This window comes from Polycladomyces subterraneus (assembly GCF_030433435.1).
In the GTDB taxonomy this organism is placed as follows: domain Bacteria; phylum Bacillota; class Bacilli; order Thermoactinomycetales; family JIR-001; genus Polycladomyces; species Polycladomyces subterraneus.
Genome location: NZ_JANRHH010000055.1, coordinates 64160 through 84977, shown reverse-complemented (window position 1 = coordinate 84977; position 20818 = coordinate 64160). Strand labels below are relative to the sequence as shown.

The following is a 20818-nucleotide window of genomic DNA, read 5'->3' as shown; positions in this document are numbered from 1 at the left end:
TCAAGGAGGATTGGCATGCATCGAATACGTCCATGGCAGTGGAGTTTGATTCTCATGATCGGATCATGGGTGATTGTGGCACTTATTTCTCATACTCAAAAGTTGGAGTGGATCAATGGACTCTTTTTGTTCGGACTTGGTTTTCTCGTAGTATCCGGTAGCGCCTATGTGATTCGTGGTGGATTTTTTTCCTTGTTTATCCGTGGTTTTCGAAAATGGATACAGCGACCGGAATTGGAAGTATGGGATGAGGAAACAGATTCAAAACGTACCAAAAGGCTGGAATGGATCGTTCCCGCTTTTCTGATGGCGGGATTGGTCGATACTTTCCTATCGTTTGCTCTCGTTTATATTTGATTCAATCAACCGGATGATGTTGCGGTACAGTTGATTCGGAGAATCTCCCTCCACGATTTCGTCGCCGACGACGGCATACAACTTCTTTGCACAAAGACGACAATTGCCCAAACATTGAAAGGCATAGACACGTACGTCCGGATGACGTTGCAGCCGGTAGTAGACAGACTCGGAACCGTTGCACATATTGGTCAGGCAAAACTCCACCGGTACGCTCATGGATTGCTCGCTCCTTTTGGGATATATGTTACATGGTAGCATACGGTTCGTTCTCAAGTCCCGACTGGATGAATAGGAACATCTCTACATGTCTGGAAACTACTGAAAATATAAATGCCGTTTCCCAGCCAATCGACTCCATCCTGACAAGTTACGGAGCAAAGGCGGGAAACGGCTTTCGTTTTTTATCACGTTTTCAACAACCTTGGGATTTTGCTTATTGCGCTTTGGATGCATTCAGCGCGGAATGCTTGCGGGAATAAGTGAAATAAATGATCAATCCTAATGTGAGCCAGATCAGAAATGTCGCCCAAGTGATCCACATCAGTTGGGACATCAGGAAAGCGCACAGCACGATCGACACTGCTGGAACGAACGGGACGGCTGGACAACGGAATCCCCGCGGAAGATCGGGCTGGGTTTTGCGCAGTATGATCACACTGATGGAAACAATAATGAATGCGAACAAGGTTCCAATGTTGACCAATTCGGCGATTTGGGAGATCGGCACCAACGCGCCGATCAGTCCTGCGACAATGCCCAACACCCAGGTTACATTGTAAGGGGTACGGTATTTTTCGTGTACGCGGGAAAACCATGCGGGCAACAGCCCATCTCGCGACATGGCGAACGCTACGCGGGTTTGGGCGTAAAGTGCCACCAGCATCACCGTCGTCATGCCCACGATGGCACCGATGTCGACAAACGCGGCAAACCAGTTTTGACCTGCGATCTTCAGGGCCAGCGAGACCGGATGGTCTTCATGCCCGCGGATTTGCTGATAAGGGATAATCCCTGTCATGATGGCGGAAACCACCATGTACAACAATGTGCAAACTCCCAGTGAATACAATAATCCCCGCGGCAACGTGCGTGCCGGATCACGCGCTTCCTCAGCCGCAGTACTCACCGCATCAAATCCCAGGTAAGTAAAAAAGACAACCGCCGCAGCGGCAAAGATACCTTTGGCCCCAAAAGGAGCGAACGGTTGCCAGTTGGCCGGCTTCACGTAAAACACACCGATCAGAATAAACAGCAGGACCACGACGATTTTAACCAGAACCATCACGTTGTTGACCCGCTTGGACTCTTTGATGCCGCGGGACAACAACAGCGTGATCAGCATGACGATCAAAAACGCAGGCAGGTTGAACAGCGTCGTCTTACTGGGTACAGCTCCTGGGGCAGCCCTCAAAACGTCAGGCAAATTCAGTCCGAATCCGCCGAGCAGCGATTGGAAGTAACCGGACCACCCGGATGAGACGGCGCTGACGGCGAGCAAATATTCCAACACCAAATCCCAACCAATGATCCAGGCAACCAGCTCGCCCAAAGTGACGTAACTGTATGTGTACACCGAACCGGACACGGGAACCGTGGAAGCGAACTCCGCATACGCCAAAGCAGAAAATGCACAGGCCAGTCCGGCGATGACAAATGACACCATCAATCCGGGGCCTGCTTTTAGCGCACCCGTGCCGGTTAACACAAAAACACCGGTGCCGATGATGGCGCCGATGCCGAGCAGGGTAAGATCCCACACGCTCAGTTCCCTTTTCAGCCCTTGGCTTTGTCGACTGTTATCAATTAGTGTACAGACACTTTTTCTTCGAAACAGATCCAATGACAATTCCTCCCCACACGTTCCATTACACGAAATAGCCCTGCATTTTATTGAATGAGTCCATGTCTCTCAACCTGTTTAGTATATTAACGCGTTGGGGGGATAAAATTCAAAGGAAAAATTTACTCATACGGGAGTTTGGTAGTCAAGTATAACCTTTCAGTAATTCGTTGAGACAGGCTACAAAGCCTGTTGGTTATCGATGTAAGACTAAAACACCATACCAGTTTTTCATAAATGGGAGGCTGAGTCAATTGAAAAACCCAGCGGTTTTCTCCGCTGGGTTTTTCAATTGACTCAAGGAGCACTTCAGCGCTCCTGCCAAACAATCCATCCATTGGCTTCCACAATCTGCATGAATTTGATCAGCCGCGGCAACAATGGCTCGGCTTCTTCTCCAAACCGTTCCTGCACTTTGTCCGCGATCTGCTGTACCGTATGTTGACCGTTACAGTAAGACAACACAAACGATCCCAACGCATCCAGCTGAACGCGTATGGCAGACGGTTGTTTCAGGTATTTGACCGACATACGCTCCAGCCAACTCGTACGGGGCAGGATAAGGGCGGCTTCGGCCGCCCCTTCCTCCCACTCCAAACGCAGATGCGATTTCAGTTGCGGAATCATCTCCAACAAATTGAGTTTGGATCGTTTTCGGCGAAAACCGAACACGTGTCACTCGTTCCCCTTCTTGTTGTCGTCGTTGCTCTCTTCTTGTTCTTCTGCTTCAGCCTGCCGTGCATCGGTTGCAGGTTGGCTTTGATTCTCTTCAGCCGTATCCGCTTTTTCCGCCACATTTTCTGCCGGTTCGGTTTGAGTGTTTTCCGGGGAATGCGCAGTACCAACCTCAGCCGCTTCCGCCTGTGGTTTGGCACGCCCAGCCACCCACCAGAGGATCAATGCGACCAAAGCAAATACGGCCAAGGGCAACAACTGGCTGTCGAATTTTGGCGTCACTTCGGGCGATTTCAAATTCAACCAGATCAGGATCGCGATGATGACACCGGCCAACGATTCACCCGCGATCAATCCGGAAGCGAACAAAGTGCCCGTTTCATGACGGGATTCACGCAGTTTATCGTCTTTGGTAAAGATGTCGACCAACCAGCGGACAATGCCGCCCACCATGATCGGCACGCTGACATGCACCGGCAGGTACACGCCCACAGCCACGACCAAGGAGTTCAGACCCAAAAATTCGATCGTCACGGCCAGCGCCACGCCGATGAAGATCAGATCCCACGGCAGGTTCCCCGCCATCATCCCCTCGATGATCACTTTCATCAGCACGGCTTTCGGTGCCGGCAAAGCGGCGGATCCCAGACCATAGGAAGCGTTCAACACGATCAACACAAACCCGATCACCAGACCGGAAGCCAACACCCCGACCATCATCGCCAATTGTTGTTTCCACGGGGTCCCCCCGACCAAGTAACCGGTTTTCAGGTCTTGCGAAATATCCCCTGCCACGGCCAACGCCGTGCAGATGATCGCCGCCACGACCAAAGAGGCCACCATACCCGCTTGTCCAGTGACACCGATAAATTTGAAGACTACGGTCACGATGATCAACGTAGCGATGGTCATCCCCGATACCGGAGAAGAAGAGCTTCCAACGATCCCCACAATCCGGGATGCCACGGTAACGAACAAGAAACCGAAAACAGCAATGGCGACCGCACCGATGATCCCCACATCGGTGACCGGCACAAACGCGATCACCAGGATCAGCGCAATAATGCCGAGGATCACATAGGTCATCGGAATATCACGGTCCGTCCGTTCGATAGCTGCAGGCCCGTTGTCGCGTTTGACCCGCATGCTCCGGACCGTGTCACGGATGGAGCTGTACAAAATCGGCAATGTTTTCACCAGCGTGATCAAACCGCCGGCTGCCACCGCACCAGCCCCGATATATCGAATATATTCTTTCCAAATGGTCCAGGCATCCATTTTGCTGATTGGATCTGCCGCGGGCAGGATCGGGTGCGTGCTCCCCGCACCGAAGAAGGAAATCGCCGGAATCAGCACAATCCATGCCAACAGGCCCCCTGCCAGCATTTGTCCGGCAATACGCGGACCGATGATGTATCCCACACCCAACAGTGCCGGGTAGGTATCCATCCCGATGACAGCATTTTTAAATTTGGCCACTTGTGTTTCAATTTCCGTTTTGAACAGTGAAAAACCGTCTCCCAGCGCTTTGACCAGTGCACCGATGCCGAATCCGGTGAAAACCAGTCTTGCATTGCGCCCGCCTGTCTCACCGGACTTCAACACCTCTGCACACGCGGTTCCTTCCGGATAAGGCAGCGTTTCATGCTCATTGACGATCAACAGGCGACGGAGCGGAATCATCATCAGCACACCGAGAAAACCGCCCGTCAACACAATAAAGGAAATCATGACTTGGCTAGGGTTTAATTTCCACAGGTATAATGCGGGCAAGGTAAAAATTGCGCCTGCGGCAACCGCTTCCCCTGCCGTAGTCATGGTTTGAACAATATTGTTTTCCAAAATCGACTCCCGGCGGAACAGTCCGCGCAAGATGGCCATCGATATCACGGCCGCCGGAACCGACGCACTTACCGTCAGTCCGATTTTCAACCCCAAATACGCGTTAGCCGCACCAAATACAATCGCCAAAATAATACCCAGCACAAGTGCGACCACCGTCAATTCCGGCAAAGAACGCGAAGCCGGTACATACGGAACAAACGACGGTTTACCAGACTCCTTATTCACATTTACACCACCTTTTCGAGAGTTTTAATCATCAGAAAATATTTGGAGTCCATACCCAATGTCCATCTTAACACGAATTGACCCTTCGATTGCAACTATGTTTTTTGGTTGGCAATTTTGTATTAAGTCCATATTTTACAAGTATTTTCTCTCTGTCGATATGATGGTCATCATGAACAAGAATCAATCACCACAAAATCTATATTTTGTAAATTTGTATATACCAGAAATACAATTATCTTTCTTTCAGAAAACATAGCTGATTTATTTTTTCCATTACACAATAAATTAATCGAAATTTTTCTTTTCTCCAGGATTTCTTCTAGTTCTCGCCATTTTTTATATTTTGCACACCCATCATTTTCATGATACATTCCATAAAAGAGGGTAATTTGTGTAACGTCTATTGGAGTCAATCACACTGTTGATCTGTGAGGGGTATTTCCTCCATTTCGTTTGCCTAGAATAGACATACAGATCTCCTTTCATTTGGAAAATTTATCCTCGAATAAAAGATGATTTTCTTTTGCTTTCTTACTCTAAAGCGTTTATGATGAATACAGTTAATAAAAAAGTCACAAGGATTTTTGATTAAAATCCACAATGTGGTTGAGATAGAAAAATATTAATTATGCTGTATCCAATCCCAATAAAACATAGTATGATACACTTAAAAGGAAAATGTCAGTAGAAACGTGAGGTGGACCAAGATGAATCCGATCGAGATGAGCGAGATTGGAGAAGTTATAAGAAAAGTACGTAAAGAACGCGGCCTTCGGTTGGAAGATCTCGCGGACGAGAATATCTCTCCCGCGACGGTCAGCAACATTGAACGGGGTGTTCCCCATGTCAGTCCGACAAAGATTCATTATTTGATGGAAAAATTGGGTCTGGACATGAACCAGTTGCCCGAGTTGTTAAAAGACGAACAACAAAAAATGCAAGACCTTTGGCTCACCCTGCAATCCATCGAATCCAAGTTGGATCTGGGTGTGACCGAAGGTCTTTGGGATCAATTGCGCGGACTGGATTTGGATGACGCGCATCCATTTGCCGCCTATTACTACTATCTGCGGGGGAAATACCAAAAACATCGCCGCAATTGGAAACGGGCGGAGCGGGAGTTCTCCAACTCCATTCGTCTCGCGGACCAAAGCGAGGAAGGAAAACGGGAAAACATCGAAGCGGCCAGCTTCAACGAATTGGCGTTATGCAGTTACTACCAAAACAACTTGGAACAAGCGATCCGCTACACAGAAAATGGCATTGAGGCCTTTCTTCCTGATCAAGGACGCCGCTACTACAAATATATTCTAATGACCAACAAAGCGGCATACCTGGAAAAGGCCGGACGCTACGAAGAGGCACTTCGCGCTGTACAGGAACTGTGGAACCATCTGCCCGAGATTCAAAACATCTCTGTTATCCTGTACCTATATGAACTGCGATCCGTTCTGCTGCGCCGTTCCGGTATGTACGACGAGGCGATCCGCTATGCACAAGAAGGGTTGGAAATCGCCCGCATCAACAAGCAATTCGACCGTTCATTTGATTTGTGGTCCGCTTTGGGAAGCGTATACATGGCGAAGAAAGAGTGGAAAAAGGCAGAGATTTGCTACCGTACAGCCTTGTCTTTGAAGGGTACCTTCGAAGATGAAGCCGTCTTCGTATCCGCTTACTCCGATTTGGGCACCTTGTACATGTTGCAAGAGAAATGGGAAGAGGCGGAAGAAGCGCTGTCACAAGCCATCGAGTTGGGCCGCTCGCTCAACGACGCTTTGCGATTGGTCGGTGCGCTGCTCGTGATGGGCGAATGCAAACAAAAACAACAACAATTCCAGCAAGCGATTCCGTATCTGGAAGAAGCCCTTTCCCTCACCGAAAAATACGGGTACAAGCAACTGCAATACGATGTGCTCTTTCTGTTGTCCCGTTGTTGGGAACAAGTGGATCGTGAGCAGTTCAGCAAAACGATTGAACAAATGTACCAAGTTCAAGTGGAGCTCAAACAACAGGAAGGGCAATCGCTGTTGGACCGTATTTGACGATCGGCTGTGCAAACGGGCCTCCATTCGAAGCGAAAACACGCTTCTGTGGAAGGCCCGTTTTTCATAACCAATCCACCTTGGGCACCGTCACATCAAACGCTTCCCGCATCAAATCAGGGTAACGGCGAATTAACATCAACTTTTTCTCTTCGACTGTCACTGCTTGGTTCAAATGGGCCTCTGCCTGACGGGCAGTGTATTTTTGTCGGTCATAGGTTTGGTACAAGACATGAGCGATGCGATGGGGAAACAGAAATTGTGCGTAGACGAGTTGGTATTCTTCTTCCTTCAACGGAGAAACCGACTGGTAAGCCCGCAACAATGGCACGACGATTTCCGGTCTACCGGTTCGTCCATACGCGTATATCAGCCAATGCGCCAAATCTCTGGCCCGAACGTCCACTACCAGGTGACGCCAATCGATCAGCTGGACGCCTTCAGCGGTGCGCAGCACATTGCGGCGATGCAGGTTGCCGTGACATACCTTGCCGTGTTCAGACATCTCCAGACAGAGACGGTCTCCGCCTGCTTTTTCCAAGTATTGAACGGCATTGTCCACCATCGTGTCCGCATAAATGCTGTGATTCAACCACAGTTCATCCATCCCCTGACGTTCCCCCGCCAAATCGGCTGCCATTTGGAAAATGGCCATCTGTCTACGGCTTTCTCTCCACAGCTCCGTCCATTTTCCCAGATGGAGACAGGTTGCTCTACCCACTTCCGATTCCCAATCCTTTGTAGCCGCATGAAACAGGGCCAGATGTCGACTCACTTCTAACCATCCGTCCCTGTCCCACTTCTCCATCTGTTGCCCATCTTGCCATGGCAATAACACATACCGGTGGGCAAATCCGGGGAAGGAGCGTTTTCCTTGTTGAGTCCGAGTCGGCACAGGAATGATGTATCCCGCCTGCTTGACGTGTTCGGCGACCTGTTCAACCAGCGACCAGGTGACCTCTTCCTGTTTGCGAAAACGCTTGATGGCATAGGCACCCTTGTCCGTCTCCACCTTTAACACACCGGCGTAAGGTTGAGCAGATTGTAACTGTAGACCATAATAATGCTCCAGTAACACGTCCAGCCGCGGCTCACCTGTCCATTCCCTCACATCATCCAGGATGTCTGCCATGGAATTTCCCCTCGTCATTTCTTGTTATCTGTCACACTCTATGTACTAACGCGAGGGAATGTGCCTATTTTTCATTCCAGCGGTGCTTTGGAGACAGGATGGATCACGTCCAACCCACCGGTGATGTTGATCACGTTTCCGGTCACGAAATCGGAATCCGCCTCGCATAAAAAGCGAATCACCCGTGCCACATCCTCACCCGAGCCGGGCCGTCCCAATGGAGTTTCCTCATCCGATAACCTTCGGACGTCCTGAATCGTCTTTTCCTTGTTGGCTCCTACTATGTCACCCGGGCAAACCATATTGACCGTGATCCCATAGGGCGCTTCCTCCACAGCGAGCGATTTGGTAAAAGAAACCAACGCCGTTTTCGTTGCTGCATAAATGGCGCGGTCCGGCCAAGCAGGGGCTTCTCCCGCCCGTCCGAAACCAAACAAAATGATCCGTCCGAACTGCTTTCGTCTCATGTGAGGCAACACAGAATGGATGGTCATGACCGCACTGCGGAAGTTGCCGTTGATCAGCTGTTCAATCTCTTCGACCGAATAGTCGACAAAACGGCGACGTTCACGTAAAAACGGTCCTACTGCGTGTACGAGGGCATCTACTCGGCCAAACCTGGACACAGTCCGTTCGACCAATCGAGCCGCTTCCGTCCGCTGGCTGACATCTGCCTGTACCGCTTCCACCTCTCTGCCGTACTCTCTGAGATGATGGACCAACCGGTTTGCCTCTTCCTCGCCTTGACGGTAGTTGATCATGAGATCCCACCCGGCACGGGCCAACTCCACTGCCGCCATTCGTCCCAAACCGCGTGAACCACCCGCGATCAGCGCAACGCGGGATTGATGTGACGTCAATACAACTCCCTCCCTGATTCATTTGGATTCGCCATCGCCGACAAGATCATAAAATGGATCGCTTCCGTGTAGACTGAGAGAAAACAAGCCTGCCGGACATCTCGAGGGCATGTGTCCAAAGGAGTGACGAAAAATGAAATGGTCCGATCATGCCAGAGATTTGCTCAATGAATTGGTCAGTCCCGTTCCCTCGCTGGAACGAGCCGAGATCAAACGGGCAATCAAAGAGCAGGTGGAAGAACTGGCTGGCGAAGCGGGTCATTCGGGCGTGAACCGCGAGGAATGGGTGGTGTGCGGTTATTGGTTGTCCGCTCCAGTCCCGGTTAAACGCCTCACGGAAGGGTATTTGCGAAAGAAAGGATATGGCCGCTTCCTCGCATCACCCGATTCCACTCTCCATCTTCTCCAGTCACTCGATCGAACATAACGGACCGTTTAAACAAGCCGCGGTCATCCGCGGGCACCCAGTGCCCGATCGGAGCCGCGGCCCAATCGGTTCCGACGATACTCACATCAAGCATGCATGTAGTAAAACCGGTCTTTTTCTTCCACCAACTGCAGCATCCCTTCATTCCGCAGATATTCCAAATGGGCCAGGGTTTCCGACAGGGCAAAGCGGAGATTATGGATGGACAGATTGGAGCCGAAGATAAAATCACACACCTCTTTCGCTGTTTTCGGCCCTGCTTTCACAAATTCCAGCATTTCATCCAGTCGTGCGGCATGATGCGCTTTCAGCTCCTCGATCCGTTTCCGGTAATGATCAAATACGGGTCCGTGCGAAGGGAACACTTTCTTCACCGGCAGATCGGCCATACGATCCAACGTGGTCAGATACGACCGCAACGGATTGGGGTCACATCCGGGCCACAGACTGATGTTGGGTGTAATTTTGGGCAGCAGAAAATCGCCGCCAATTAACCATTCTCGTTCCGGATCGTAGAAACTGAGGTGACCGTCAGCATGTCCGGGGGTATGCAGTACTTGATAGCTCCGGTTTCCCAGGCGAACCGTCTTTCCACCGGCGATATAGGTCGGCTGCGGATGCGGTTCCACCCATTGGCGGAAACTGCGCAGGTGATCGGGCATCTTCTTCACCCATTCTTCATCCAAACCGTGTTTGGCGTAAAATCGCGCCATCGTTTCCGGCTGATCGCTGTCCTCCCGCCAAAACAGCAAGGCCTGCTCGGCATCCGTCTTGGACATGTATACGGGTGCTCCTGTCCTATTCTGCAATGTGCCGGCCAACCCGTAGTGATCCGGATGATAGTGCGTCAGCACGATTTTTTCTACATCTCTCCAATCCCATCCCATTTCCTGCCGTGCCCGTTCCCAAGTATCCATGTCTTCCCCGATATGAAGTCCCGTATCAATCAATGTAATACCGTCAGTCCCTGTCACCACGTAGGCGTGAATGATTTTCAACGCAAACGGCAACGGCAGAGAAACTTGCGTAATATCCTCCCATTTATTCATCGGATGGCTGCCTCCTTCTGCATCCATTGCATCAGGTTGTCCACTTCATAAGTTGGCCGGATGTCGGATGCCGCCGCTTGCTCCCGGGTGGTAACACCCGTATAAACCAGCAGCGTGTCGATCCCGCCGACCGCTCCCGCCTGGATGTCTGTCATCAGATTGTCTCCCACCAACAACGTTTCTTCCGGTTTTCTTCTCAATCGTTCCAGTGCATAATGAACCATGAATGGCTCGGGTTTTCCCACGAAGACGGGATCAACCCCTGTGGCGGTCGCGATCGCCGCACACAGTGAACCGTTGCCAGGCAGCAGTCCTTCTTCCGTCGGCAACGCATTATCTCCATTGGTTCCGATGAACCGGGCGCCGTTTCGAATCGCCAAACAAGCCTTTTTCATTTTTTCATAGTGAAAATCCCGGTCAATGCCGACCACGACCGCATCAGGTCGGTCTTCATCGAAACGGAAACCGGCTTCACGCAGAGCCGTGAGCAAACCCACTTCACCGATGGCATAGACAGAATGCGACGTTCCCTTCAATTGCTCCTGCAAAAAGCGGGCGGTGGCGATTGACGACGTCATCACCTGATCCGGCTCTGCCGGAAACCCGAACGCCCTCAGTTTTTCCGCCACTTGTTCGGGGGTACGGGATGAGTTGTTGGTAAAATAAAGGAAATCACGGCTGCTGTCTTTTAACCAGCGTACAAACTCCCGTGCTCCCGAAATCACTTCCTTCCCACGGTACAACGTGCCGTCTAAATCCAGCAGATAGGCCTGATAGGTTTTCATCTGCTACCACGCCCCATCAAAATCATGCGTGGACTTTCCGGCGTATACGGATTGCCTTCAAAATCCCCCTTGGCGTCCTCCAAACGCAAACCGGATTGCGCCAGCATATCCCGCATTTGTTCATACGTATACATTTTGACGCGTTCATGGTATTGACGGCGATTCCCGTCAGGGGCCGTGATGGCGATCGTTTTCCTTACGAAATCACCGTCAATGCGACGTTCCTCCCGGATGTGCAAACCGTTTTGCTCCCGCTCACTGACAGGGACCAAGCGCGATTGCACCGATTGGCGATTGAGAAAATCTATCAGGAACGCACCGCTAGACCGTAGCACGCGCGCGATTTCGTGCAATACCTTCTGATTGTCCGCATCCGTTTCAAAATAACCAAAGGAAGTAAACAAGTTAACGACCACATCAAAAGACCCGTCTTCAAAGGGCAATTCCCGCATATCACCGCGAACATACCGAATGTTCCGCCCTGCCGAATCTTTCCGCGCACGTTTCAACAGTGTCTCGGACAAATCGATTCCTGTGACGTGCAATCCCTCCTCTGCCAGTGCGATGGAGTGACGTCCCGTGCCGCAACACAAATCCAATACACGTTGACCCGGTTTCAGGTCCAACCACCGGGTGATCGCACGCACTTCTTTTTGTGCAGATGCTTTACTGCGATGGCGATACACCAACAAATAATCTTCCCCGAAACTTTCTTCGTACCATTGAGACATATTGTTTCCCTCCTGATGGCACAAAACGCCCAACTGATTTCATTGTATTGCAGGATTGTCCCGCAGTGCAAAAAAAAGAACGGCTCAATGCCGTTAAGACGAAAGTGTGTCCGGACTAGGGCATCTCTGATCATTGTGAGCGACTTATCCAAGCCAGCCCGAGACTCGGGAAGCGCAGGATTGAAATCGAAGGCAATTTCCTGCCCACGTCCTGCGCTGACCTGGTCGGAGCGGTCATCATCTGCTTCCCTGCAGGGCGCAGGCTGGAGCAAGCCTGGAAAGCAATGTGGACAGTAACCAGACACGCCCTAAACAATCAATTTCTTTTGGGCTTGATTACATAGACACAATGTTGGCCGCCTTTGGCCTTGCATTCCGTCCGATCCACATCTGCATCCAACATATTGCGGAACCACCCGATTTCACAGGCGCAAGCCTGTTGGTACCGGTTGGCCACTTGCGCGATCGGACAGTTGAGTTCCGTCAACTCGTAGGAACCGTCTGACCGCTTTTCGAGCCGAACCATATAGCCCTTTTCATCCTGTAGTTGGGCGAGCGTTTTGACCTGCTCCTCCCACGTCTTACCCCGAAAAGCATCCTGAAACTCTTTGGTCAGTCGGTCCTTGCGCCGTTCAAACAGCCGCTCGACTGCTTCCGGACCTTCCGTCTCCTCGATGTCCTCCAACAGACTGAGTGCAAAGGTGTGGTAGTTTTTTGGGAAATATTCATCCGCTTTATCTGTCAGATAAAATTGGCTGGTCGGACGCCCCATCGCCTGGCGCAACAGCCGGGAGCCAATCATCTGATCCCGTTCCAACGTGTTGAGGTGGCGCCGAACCGCCATCTCCGTGATATCCAGTTTTTCAGCCAAATCACTGACCGTCATCGGTCCGTCCGTTTTGAGCAGATGCAATATCTGCTCCCGAGTGGAGGTCATTGGGCCTCACCTTCCTCTCCCATTATTCTACCCGGTTTCATCAATATCCGAAACCATTATGTATCCTTACCGATTATTTCCACATCTCTCATGGCGATCTCCAATCTCTCATCCCAAATCCGTACCTTCGTCAACCGGACACTCTTTGTCAGAGGGGCTTCCATCGTCTTGTTCCGGTTGTTCCATCGAATATGATGCGCCCCCAGCCATACCGCACGCGCCTGTAGGAGGACGGTGACGATGTCGCTCTTTTTGTCCCCCGCATGGTCCAAGTATGGCATCCCCATCTCGATGACGGCCTCGGCAAGTGCCTGCAAACGGGCAACCGGTGTAGGCAAACTTGAGGGATGGGCTTCCGCTGTTTCCGGATGGTCTTGGAACAGACGGATCACTTCGCTCATGTCCGCCTCCCCGAGTACCAGAGCATCCCTACGCCATCCGCGCACGAGCAGCACATCGCCGTGCCAGTCCCTTCCTGGCGGCACCGCACTTTCTTCGCCCCGATCCGCAATCACCAGTTCCAACAATGCACATGCCATCGCCAATGTGAGGGCCAACGAACTCCCCGCTTTGGGACTGGGGAAGGTTTTCATCGCCATCTCGGCCAACAATCTGTTGATGGGCATTTCCTCGATGCGGTCCAATGTTGACAACTCCCTTTTTTATCGGTAACTTTCCCCCAGTTCCCGTGTCAAATACGAACGCACCCAATTTATGAAGGAAGCCATGATCTCCCGTTTGTCTAGATGTTCCGCCAAATCCGCCGGCACCAACGTGTCGTAATGGCGGGCCAATCGGTCGCGGAAGCGAACCAGCGTTTTAATCGTATCCGCCTGTTCCGCAGGGATTACCTCTTCGTCCGCCAAAATGTCCACGATATCCAGATAGCCGCCGGGATCGCGCATGATAAATCCGTCGATCAGCAAACTGCCCACGTCGATGATGCATTCCACCGCGATATGATAGGCACGGGATAGAGCAAACACGCGGATAGGGTCCTGCATCCACTTCTCCTGTGGCTGTTCGTCGATGCGGGCGATCACGTCGATGCAGGTTTGCAAGTAGGTCAACTGCCGTTCGATTCTTTCCGTATTTACATCATAAATCATGACTGAAACTCCTCCTTCTGGATATATCTTGATCCGGGCTGATCCCCCGGCTGAAAAAACCTCGTGCCCGTTAGTTTCCGCCGTTTCTCTTTCAGCGATAGCGACATAGGGTGTGATGATATCCTCAAAAAATCCTCAAAAAAGCGTCAGGTGAACGAAGAATGCATCCATTATTGCCGTTGATCGCGCTTTCTTTCGCCGCCAATGTGGACAATGTCGGAGTGGGCATCACTTATGGTTTGGGTAATAAGCAGATCCCATATGCGGCACTGGTGTTGGTGACTGTCATAGGAGGATTCGCTTCGGGCACGGCTGATTGGCTCAGTTCCTGGTTACATCCCCTTCTCCCCGATTTTTTGCTGGGGTGGATGGCAGGTATCACCTTGCTGATCATCGGCCTGCGATCGTACTGGACCGTCCGGGTTCGCATCACCCGCTACGCAACCTTTTTGGAAAAAGAATGGTGGTTTTTGGCCCTGGGGTTGTCTTTCAACAACCTCGGGATGGGATTGACCGGTGGTCTCCTCGGTTACGCGCCCACCTTATTCGGTTTGGTTCTGGGTGGTTTCAGTGGAATCCTCCTGTGGGTGGGCTGTGCATTGGGAACCCGAGCCCGACGGATTCAACCCGGTTCATGGGTCCACTATGTCAGCGGCAGCGCTTTGATCCTGCTAGGATTATACCAGATCATCACATCATGAATCCCGGGTTTTAACATGGACCATGCATATTCCCTTCCTTTTTTTCAAACAATGAGACCATCAGAATGGGAAGGGATGAAAGAAAATGCCATTGTCCAGCAAAGATCTGCATTATTTGAAGGATGAACTGTCTTGGGAACTGTTGGCGATGAAAAAATGCCATCATTACGCTCAGGAATCTCAGGACCCTCAAGTCCGCCAGCTGATCGATCGGGTCGGACGCATACATCAACAGCATTACGAAACCCTGCTCTCTCAACTGCAATCGGGAGTGCAAACTACGGGAATCCAACCTCAACCACCTGCCGGTGGGACCATGACGCAATAAGGAGGCGAAAACAATGCAACCACCATACGGACAACAACCATCCACCTGGGGAGCTCAGCAAAACCAACCTCAGCAATCGACCGGATTACCCAAAGTCAAAGGGCCGGAAATGAACGACCGAGATCGGCTAAACGACATTCTGTCAACTGAGAAATACTTGACGACCGCCTACAACATTGCGGTGAACGAAGCCAGTACCCAACAATTGTATCAGGTTCAGATGCAAATGTTGACAGAACTGCATCACTGCCAACGCGACCTGTTTAATTTGATGAGCCAAAAGGGTTGGTACAAAACTGATCCCGCCCCGGCGCAACAAGTCACGCAGGCGGCACAACAATTCGCCAACTACCGGACACAGTTCCCTTATGCGTAACAACCATCCCCGGCAGGAAATCCGGGGATGGTTGTTTTGACGAAAAATGTGCACTTTGTAGAAAGGTCTTGCGGCTCACCATGTGGAAACAAGAGAAGGCACCATTTTTTCCAAGCGGAGGGAAGTGAGTTGAGCACCACATCCGAAGACTGCTTTTTTGCCGGAAACATCGAGGAGAAGCTGCCTTCTCCCATTTGGAGAAGATTGCCGAAAATGACCTTGCCTTTCTCTACCACGCACCGTTGGAAAAACAACCAGAACCTTTGATCTACCTGGGCCACTTGATTGTGGAAACCCGACGACACACGACGGGATGGGATCAACTGACGGATCAGGAGGGCGCCGCCGTCGGCCAAATGGTCGCACGAGCCGCCCGTGCGCTCAAGTCAGTGGTTCAAGCTGAACATGTCTATGTGTTCGGCATCGGACACAACGTCCCGCATCTGCATGTCCACGTTATTCCGCGTTATCCCGGAGCCCCTCGGGTATATTGGGGGATTCGGGTGACGGAATGGGACGCCGCCCCACGCGGCGGGATCAACGAGGTGGACCATCTGTGTCAAAGATTGAGGCAGTTTTTTGACACCGCCATACCCACTTTTCCACCACAGTGACCGTCCCTAAAAAGTCCTCCTCCCGCTCGTCCACTTTGACGAATCCCCGCCGCGCATAAAAAGCGCGGCCGATTTCGTTTTTTTGTTCCACCCAAGCAAACATGCTATTTATCCGTCCCGCTTGAATGACCTCTTCCAACAATCGACGCCCGACGCCCTGCCGTTGGACTTCCGGCTTCACATACAATCTTCTCAGTTCAAACATCGAGTCCGTTTCCCGCATCGCCTCAACAAAGCCGATGACCGCTCCCTCTTGTACCGCCACCCAAAAAAGCGACACAGCTGCTCGTTGATGTGCCTCCAACGCTTGCTCCAACGCTTCCTCACAATAAGAAACTTGTAAAAACCGCCGGATGCTCTCTTCTTTCAAAATAGGGCGATATGTCGACCACCAAGTCTCCTCCGCCACCTTTTTCACACCAGGGATGTCAGTTGTATACATGGGACGAAGAAGAAGTTCCATCGGGGTGTTACACTCCTTTGAAATCACAGATGGAATGAGTTTTTGACGTCTTGCCCGCGATTTTATTTCCTGTGCTTTCCAGGTCTTCGCTCACCTGGAAAGCATTTGCTCCCTCACTGATTTGCCAGATTCGCCATCGACCGCGTTTCTCCTCGTGGTCCGTTCCTTCGCTTTACTGAGCTCCTAAAGTCGCTCACCCGGAAAAACATCGTCCCCTACAATTCATTGCAATGATGTTTCATTCTTTTTGAAATGGCACCTACACTTCAATCGTCCCTTGTCTGTTTTTTGTTTTGTTTGTCAGGAAATGACATTCTTTGTCGGGTTGGAAGGATTTCCATTCCTTGCCCACGAATGGATAGCCAGGAACGTGATTAACGGGAGGAATGAAACATGTCTAAGCCAGCCACGATATCCACCCGGGAAGCCGCCGAGCGTCTTCACGTCCATGCCCGCACAATCCGCAAATGGATCGACGTCTTCGCCGAATACATTCGCCCAGAGTGGAACGACCGGGGCCATTACGTGTTAAACGAAGAAAGTTTCAACCGCTTGGCGGAGATACAGGAACGCCTGCAGCAGCAACCCAACAAGTCCATGCGCCAAGTGCGGTTAGAATTGTATAAAGAGGGTAAATTGAAGCCGGAAGAACCGCCCGCACCTGCGCAGGAATCAAAAAAAGACAAAGTGGCGCCGTTTCTGAACACGGAAAAAGCATTGCAACACATGATGAAACATATGGAAAATATCGGGGAAATGGTGTCGGAGCTATACGATCGGTTGGAACGAATGGAGGAGCACACATACAGCCTGTTTGACGCTATCGAAGAGCTGGATAATAAATTCACATCGATGACGTACGAGTATGCTCCCGCCAACGACGTGCATCTCATGTTTGATGAAATCCGTAAAAAGCAGGACCAACTGCGCATCGAGCTCCGAAACCTCTCCTTCCACAACCGACTGGCAGCCGCTTCGGAAGAAAGCCAGTTTGTGCCACGGAGACAGAAGAAAAGCGCGCGCTTTTTGGGCATTTTCTGATCTTGCAGTTCTGGGTTCCACCGAGTGTGTGCGGTATAATGGAGAACGAAATCCAACCGCAAAGGAGCACGTCATAGATGACACAAGAGAATTGGATGTTTTTATATGACGACACGGAAGAGACGCGCACCCGGTTCGTTAGCTTTGTGGGCGATACCAACCGTTTCGACTTGGCGATCATTCAGACCGAGCGATTTTACGGCAAGCTGTTGGTTTTGAACCTGCAATCCAACAAATTCTCCATCATCGGTCCAGACGACTTGAAGGAACCCGGTTATCTGGAACATGTATACGGTTTGTCGGAAGTGGAAGCGCAGGAATTGGAGCAGTTCCTTTGGTCCATAATCGGTTGACAAGTACATTTGGGCGCATAGTTCCTCCCCGCAAGGGGAGTTTAATTTTTGAGGTGAGATCAAATGCGCCGAAAACATCCCAAACGTGATTTTCACGATGTCTCCACAGTGGAATCCCAACGCAATGAGTTAATACCCGAAGAATTCCCGGAAGGTCCCTACGGTGCTGCTCATAACGAACCACAATTGGGAAAAAGTACACCCTGGCGACCGGGCCAGCATGCCGCTCCCCAATTTACTTACGAAATGAGGGAGTTTCATGAAGGGCTTCCCCGTCAAGCCCCTGGCAGTCACCCTACCCACGACGAACAGGACCGCGGTGGAGACGCACCATCTCAACCAACATTTGAAGCATAAAAAAAGGGAGTCGAATCCACCTGCGTCCGGTATGAGTCGCTCGGAAGGATTCGGCCCCCGTTTTCTATGAAATTTTCACCGCTTTTCATATAGACGTCGTTCACGTTGTTTCCCTTTGCGCGATTTGGCATAGTGACGTTTGTTGTTGACACACCTCAACACGAAATACGCACATCCGAAGTTGCAGTATTCGTTTAGATATTCCTCCAAGTGGCTGATTTTACTATCATTAGTCGCTTTGGGGTGATGGTCGGAAAAAAAGCCCTTCAACCGCAACTGACCATATCCCCAATCTCCCACGATGTAGTCGTACTTCCCCAGAATGTCGCTATACCGCTTGCGAAACGCCTCCGGATTCCATCCGTTTTTGTGATTCGTGATCAATTCATATTCTTTTCCTTGTATAGAAATGGTCTCCATAACTCTCAACCTCTGTACCTGTTCTTGTTCCTATCTTACCACACTTGTTGGATCAATTCCTTCTTCCTCCAATTCCAGTCTCATACACATTTTGTCACGCGTACGCCTCTTTTCCGCGGGCATGATATCCCTAGGAGGTGTACATCATGAAAAGACGCCTGATTTTGGGCTTTTGCGCTTTTCTTTTCCTGGTGACCGGATGTATGCAAGCGAGGATGCCGGAGCGCAATCTGGATGAGTCTCTGTACCAAAATAGACAGAACACGCGCCCATATGACTACGTCGGGAATCGGGACGCTAGCCGCTACAATATGCACGGCGGCCCCAACCAGATCGGTTATATCCATTATGATGAATCCCAATTCCGGAATGCGGACGGAACTGCTGTAAAGGGTCCCAGCGTTTATGTGGACCGGACCATCTTGGCACGACACATCGCCCATCTGGAGACGGTACTCCCCAATGTAAAAGCAGCTTCCGTCCTAGTAACAGACAATCACGTATTTGTCGGTGTCCAAACCAAAACGGGACAGTTGGACCGGAAAACACTGCGCGACGCTTGGCGGACGGCAGCCAGCGTCACACCCCGATATTTCCGGATCCACGTGACTAGCGATACCCGTTTGCGGAACCAGATCGACCGGGTCGGCATGCGGTTGCAAAGGGGCAATTATGTCGAGGGTGCACGCGGTGATCTGGAACAACTGTTGGATCGTATGGGTGACAAAACACCTCCCGACCTGGGAGGAGCCGGACGTTCTGCCCGAGCGGGCGGATCCGGTGGTATCTAGGGCACGTATCTGGTTATTCCATCAGAACTTAGTCCATTTCCCGCGCTTTCATTTAAATCAGGTCCTACGCTGCTTCCTTGCCGGGCACAGGTGGAGCCAGCCGGGAAAATTGCGAGATGGATCAGCACGCCCTGGATCGCGTTTTCCTTTTGAGTCCGAAGAAGAAAAACAGCCATCTCCTTAACCGGAGATGGCTGTTTGGTTTATTGCGCCATGCGTTTTTCGGCGGATTGCACTTGCTCGTGCGCATGGTACGAACTGCGGACCAACGGACCGGATTCCACGTGTGAGAAGCCCCGTTTCAGCCCTTCTTCCTTCAGTTGCTGGAACTCCTCCGGCGTGTAATACCGATGGATCTTCAGATGTTTTTTGGTCGGTTGCAAATACTGGCCGATGGTCAAGATGTCCACGTTGACTGCCCGCAAATCGTCCATGGCCTCCAAAATCTCGTGATATTCCTCACCGACGCCCACCATGATGCTGGATTTGGTCGGGATATCCGGCTGCATTTCTTTGGCCCGGCGCAACAGCTCCAGGGAACGGTCGTATTTCGCTTTGGAGCGGACACGGTCCGAACGGCTCCGCACCGTTTCGATATTGTGGTTCAAAATGTCCGGGCGTGCATCCATCACCACTTTTAATGCATCCCAGTTACCCTGGAAGTCCGGGATCAATACCTCTACGCTGGTAAACGGATTGCGTTTACGGATCGCTTTGATGGTGGCCGCGAAAATGGCGGCACCCCCATCTTTCAGATCATCCCGGGCAACCGAAGTAACAACGGCGTGCTTGACGCCCATTTGCTCCACTGCTTCGGCCACACGTTCCGGCTCCTGCCAGTCCAGCTCGGTCGGCAAGCCCGTCTTCACAGCACAGAAACGGCAGGCGCGGGTGCAGATATCGCCTAAGATCATAAATGTAGCTGTCCGATTGGCCCAGCATTCGTAAATGTTGGGACAGCGTGCTTCTTCGCAAACGGTATGGAGCGTCTTGCTCCGCATCATCCGTTTCAATTCTTGATAGTTTTCTCCGGTGGACAATTTGACTTTCAGCCATTCCGGCTTCCGTTCGTGTTTCATCCACGCATCCTCCTATGTGCAAAGGCTGCCAAACAGGTGTCCCCCACTATACTTCCCCGAGCAGCTTCTCATGAAACTGCCCAAGGCAAAAATACCCGATGAGATTGATCGAAGCTGCACAATCATCATGATTATTTTACCACAAAAACAAAACGGTTACGCCGTTATTAGGTGGATGAAAAAGTTCGCGGGCACCAAATTCCCGTTTCCGTACTGTATGCGACGGGAAATTTGGACCCACTTTCCAATGCGTGAGGTCAACCAATTTGTCCAGC

25 protein-coding genes are annotated in these 20818 nt (G+C 51.2%); 10 read left to right on the top strand and 15 right to left on the bottom strand.

From position 1 onward, the window contains the following. Window positions 1–15 precede the first annotated feature (15 nt). Window positions 16–357 carry a DUF3899 domain-containing protein gene (locus NWF35_RS16530; protein ID WP_301240623.1) on the top strand — a complete coding sequence of 114 codons (342 nt, stop codon included), beginning with the start codon at window positions 16–18 and terminating at the stop codon, window positions 355–357. Here the strand turns inward: NWF35_RS16530 and NWF35_RS16525 are convergent. The 4 genes from NWF35_RS16525 to NWF35_RS16510 all read right to left on the bottom strand — a co-directional run bounded on the left by NWF35_RS16525 (window position 331) and on the right by NWF35_RS16510 (window position 4945). Beyond that, window positions 331–576: a DUF1450 domain-containing protein gene (locus tag NWF35_RS16525; protein WP_301240622.1), complete on the bottom strand. Its 246-nt coding sequence runs from the start codon at window positions 574–576 to the stop codon at window positions 331–333. The genes NWF35_RS16530 and NWF35_RS16525 overlap by 27 nt on opposite strands. Before the next feature lie 217 nt (window positions 577–793). After that, window positions 794–2206: a branched-chain amino acid transporter BcaP gene (gene bcaP / locus NWF35_RS16520; protein WP_301240620.1), complete on the bottom strand. Its 1413-nt coding sequence runs from the start codon at window positions 2204–2206 to the stop codon at window positions 794–796. A gap of 303 nt (window positions 2207–2509) precedes the next feature. Beyond that, window positions 2510–2872, bottom strand: a complete 363-nt coding sequence (locus tag NWF35_RS16515) for a PqqD family protein (RefSeq protein ID WP_301240618.1) — start codon at window positions 2870–2872, stop codon at window positions 2510–2512. 3 nt (window positions 2873–2875) lie between these two features. Further along, a complete protein-coding gene (locus NWF35_RS16510) occupies window positions 2876–4945 on the bottom strand; it encodes an OPT family oligopeptide transporter (RefSeq protein WP_301240617.1) in 2070 nt (689 codons plus the stop codon). A gap of 710 nt (window positions 4946–5655) precedes the next feature. Here NWF35_RS16510 and NWF35_RS16505 point away from each other — a divergent pair. Further along, the gene (locus NWF35_RS16505) at window positions 5656–6990 is read left to right on the top strand and encodes a tetratricopeptide repeat protein (RefSeq protein WP_301240615.1); all 1335 of its coding nucleotides are present in this window, start codon (window positions 5656–5658) and stop codon (window positions 6988–6990) included. Window positions 6991–7054: 64 nt separating this feature from the next. Here the strand turns inward: NWF35_RS16505 and NWF35_RS16500 are convergent, their stop codons facing one another. Together NWF35_RS16500 and NWF35_RS16495 are read right to left on the bottom strand one after the other, a co-directional pair. After that, window positions 7055–8122: a phosphotransferase gene (locus NWF35_RS16500; protein ID WP_301240614.1), complete on the bottom strand. Its 1068-nt coding sequence runs from the start codon at window positions 8120–8122 to the stop codon at window positions 7055–7057. 71 nt (window positions 8123–8193) lie between these two features. Next, window positions 8194–8982, bottom strand: coding sequence for an SDR family oxidoreductase (locus tag NWF35_RS16495; RefSeq protein WP_301240612.1), 789 nt, complete (start codon window positions 8980–8982; stop codon window positions 8194–8196). A 133-nt stretch (window positions 8983–9115) separates the two neighbouring features. Here NWF35_RS16495 and NWF35_RS16490 point away from each other — a divergent pair, with 133 nt between their 5' ends. After that, window positions 9116–9409 carry a DUF2621 family protein gene (locus NWF35_RS16490; protein WP_301240611.1) on the top strand — a complete coding sequence of 98 codons (294 nt, stop codon included), beginning with the start codon at window positions 9116–9118 and terminating at the stop codon, window positions 9407–9409. A gap of 86 nt (window positions 9410–9495) precedes the next feature. Here NWF35_RS16490 and NWF35_RS16485 read toward each other — a convergent pair whose 3' ends face one another. From NWF35_RS16485 to NWF35_RS16460, 6 genes are all read right to left on the bottom strand, one after another. Continuing rightward, window positions 9496–10458, bottom strand: coding sequence for an MBL fold metallo-hydrolase (locus NWF35_RS16485; RefSeq protein WP_301240609.1), 963 nt, complete (start codon window positions 10456–10458; stop codon window positions 9496–9498). Beyond that, window positions 10455–11243 (bottom strand): TIGR01457 family HAD-type hydrolase, encoded by a 789-nt coding sequence (locus tag NWF35_RS16480; protein ID WP_301240607.1) that lies wholly within the window; start codon window positions 11241–11243, stop codon window positions 10455–10457. Before NWF35_RS16480 ends, NWF35_RS16485 begins: the two co-directional genes overlap by 4 nt. Continuing rightward, on the bottom strand, window positions 11240–11974 hold the full coding sequence (locus NWF35_RS16475) for a class I SAM-dependent methyltransferase (protein WP_301240606.1): 735 nt from the start codon (window positions 11972–11974) through the stop codon (window positions 11240–11242). The genes NWF35_RS16480 and NWF35_RS16475 overlap by 4 nt, the downstream gene beginning before the upstream one ends. 316 nt (window positions 11975–12290) lie before the next feature. Next, window positions 12291–12911 carry a helix-turn-helix transcriptional regulator gene (locus tag NWF35_RS16470; protein ID WP_301240604.1) on the bottom strand — a complete coding sequence of 207 codons (621 nt, stop codon included), beginning with the start codon at window positions 12909–12911 and terminating at the stop codon, window positions 12291–12293. A 56-nt stretch (window positions 12912–12967) separates the two neighbouring features. Next, window positions 12968–13555, bottom strand: a complete 588-nt coding sequence (locus tag NWF35_RS16465; RefSeq protein WP_301240603.1) for a hypothetical protein — start codon at window positions 13553–13555, stop codon at window positions 12968–12970. A gap of 18 nt (window positions 13556–13573) precedes the next feature. Beyond that, window positions 13574–14020: a DUF86 domain-containing protein gene (locus NWF35_RS16460; protein ID WP_301240602.1), complete on the bottom strand. Its 447-nt coding sequence runs from the start codon at window positions 14018–14020 to the stop codon at window positions 13574–13576. Between the two features lie 161 nt (window positions 14021–14181). On the opposite strand from NWF35_RS16460, the gene NWF35_RS16455 reads away from it, so the two are divergent. The 4 genes from NWF35_RS16455 (at window position 14182) to NWF35_RS16440 (ending at window position 16039) form a co-directional block, all read left to right on the top strand. Next, the gene (locus tag NWF35_RS16455; RefSeq protein WP_301240601.1) at window positions 14182–14721 is read left to right on the top strand and encodes a manganese efflux pump; all 540 of its coding nucleotides are present in this window, start codon (window positions 14182–14184) and stop codon (window positions 14719–14721) included. An 85-nt stretch (window positions 14722–14806) separates the two neighbouring features. After that, the gene (locus tag NWF35_RS16450) at window positions 14807–15049 is read left to right on the top strand and encodes a hypothetical protein (RefSeq protein WP_301240599.1); all 243 of its coding nucleotides are present in this window, start codon (window positions 14807–14809) and stop codon (window positions 15047–15049) included. Window positions 15050–15062: 13 nt separating this feature from the next. Beyond that, window positions 15063–15425 carry a spore coat protein gene (locus NWF35_RS16445; RefSeq protein ID WP_301240597.1) on the top strand — a complete coding sequence of 121 codons (363 nt, stop codon included), beginning with the start codon at window positions 15063–15065 and terminating at the stop codon, window positions 15423–15425. 194 nt (window positions 15426–15619) lie between these two features. Further along, window positions 15620–16039, top strand: coding sequence for an HIT family protein (locus NWF35_RS16440; protein WP_301240595.1), 420 nt, complete (start codon window positions 15620–15622; stop codon window positions 16037–16039). Here the strand turns inward: NWF35_RS16440 and NWF35_RS16435 are convergent. After that, complete coding sequence (locus NWF35_RS16435) at window positions 15963–16502, bottom strand: GNAT family N-acetyltransferase (RefSeq protein WP_301240594.1); 540 nt, start codon at window positions 16500–16502, stop codon at window positions 15963–15965. The two genes, NWF35_RS16440 and NWF35_RS16435, sit on opposite strands and share 77 nt — an antisense overlap. Before the next feature lie 393 nt (window positions 16503–16895). Here NWF35_RS16435 and NWF35_RS16430 point away from each other — a divergent pair, with 393 nt between their 5' ends. Together NWF35_RS16430 and NWF35_RS16425 are read left to right on the top strand one after the other, a co-directional pair. Further along, window positions 16896–17543, top strand: a complete 648-nt coding sequence (locus tag NWF35_RS16430; RefSeq protein WP_301240593.1) for a MerR family transcriptional regulator — start codon at window positions 16896–16898, stop codon at window positions 17541–17543. 77 nt (window positions 17544–17620) lie between these two features. Further along, a complete protein-coding gene (locus tag NWF35_RS16425) occupies window positions 17621–17896 on the top strand; it encodes a DUF3055 domain-containing protein (RefSeq protein ID WP_301240592.1) in 276 nt (91 codons plus the stop codon). A gap of 432 nt (window positions 17897–18328) precedes the next feature. Here NWF35_RS16425 and NWF35_RS16415 read toward each other — a convergent pair whose 3' ends face one another. After that, window positions 18329–18673 carry a YutD family protein gene (locus NWF35_RS16415; protein WP_301240590.1) on the bottom strand — a complete coding sequence of 115 codons (345 nt, stop codon included), beginning with the start codon at window positions 18671–18673 and terminating at the stop codon, window positions 18329–18331. A 146-nt stretch (window positions 18674–18819) separates the two neighbouring features. Here NWF35_RS16415 and NWF35_RS16410 point away from each other — a divergent pair, with 146 nt between their 5' ends. Continuing rightward, window positions 18820–19464 carry a YhcN/YlaJ family sporulation lipoprotein gene (locus NWF35_RS16410; protein WP_301240589.1) on the top strand — a complete coding sequence of 215 codons (645 nt, stop codon included), beginning with the start codon at window positions 18820–18822 and terminating at the stop codon, window positions 19462–19464. Window positions 19465–19667: 203 nt separating this feature from the next. Here the strand turns inward: NWF35_RS16410 and lipA are convergent, their stop codons facing one another. Continuing rightward, window positions 19668–20543 (bottom strand): lipoyl synthase, encoded by an 876-nt coding sequence (lipA, locus tag NWF35_RS16405; protein ID WP_301240587.1) that lies wholly within the window; start codon window positions 20541–20543, stop codon window positions 19668–19670. Window positions 20544–20818 lie beyond the last annotated feature (275 nt).